General features: G+C 36.2%; 1 protein-coding gene. It reads left to right on the top strand.

What is annotated here, in order from left to right; genetic code table 11:
• On the top strand, nucleotides 1-467 hold a 467-nt coding region (locus KY379_RS27200), incomplete at its 5' end, for a transposase (RefSeq protein WP_261261848.1).
• Nucleotides 468-666 lie beyond the last annotated feature (199 nt).

The following is a 666-nucleotide window of genomic DNA, read 5'->3' as shown; positions in this document are numbered from 1 at the left end:
GCTACTGGAAGCTCATTCAACAGGATAGTCGTAAACTCAGCGATAAACGTTTTTATCGCCCTACTTTTCGCATGCACTTAACCAATAAAGAGATTATAGACAAGCTTTTGAGCTATTCAGAAGACTTGAAACACCACTATCATCTCTATCAACTCTATCAACTCTTGCTTTTTCACTTTCAGAATAAGGAACCGGAGAAATTTTTCGGACTCATTGAGGAAAATCTAAAGAAAGTTCATCCTCTTTTTAAGACTGTCTTTAAAACCTTTCTAAAGGACAAAGAGAAAATCGTCAATGCCCTTCAGTTACCCTATTCTAATGCCAAATTAGAAGCAACCAATAATCTCATCAAACTTATCAAACGCAATGCCTTTGGTTTTCGGAACTTTGAAAACTTCAAAAAACGGATTTTTATCGCTCTGAACATCAAAAAAGAAAGGACGAAATTTGTCCTTTCTCGAGCTTAGCTTTTCTTCAACCCACTACAGTTGACAAAGAGCCGAATTTTATAATCCCAACCTCTTTTAAATCTTTATTTCCAGTTTAAAATAGCATTCAAGCCATAGTGGTCACTGACTTGTGGACTCTTGTTACCATCAAATACGACATGTAAATTTTCTACCTCTAGCTCCTTGGTAGTAAAGACATAATCGATTCGAAGGGGTT

The sequence above is a fragment of the Pseudomonas sp. HD6422 genome (assembly GCF_025377065.1).
GTDB lineage: Bacteria > Pseudomonadota > Gammaproteobacteria > Pseudomonadales > Pseudomonadaceae > Aquipseudomonas > Aquipseudomonas putida_U.
Note: the sequence above shows the minus strand (reverse complement) of the source record. Positions and strands in the feature narration are given on the sequence as shown.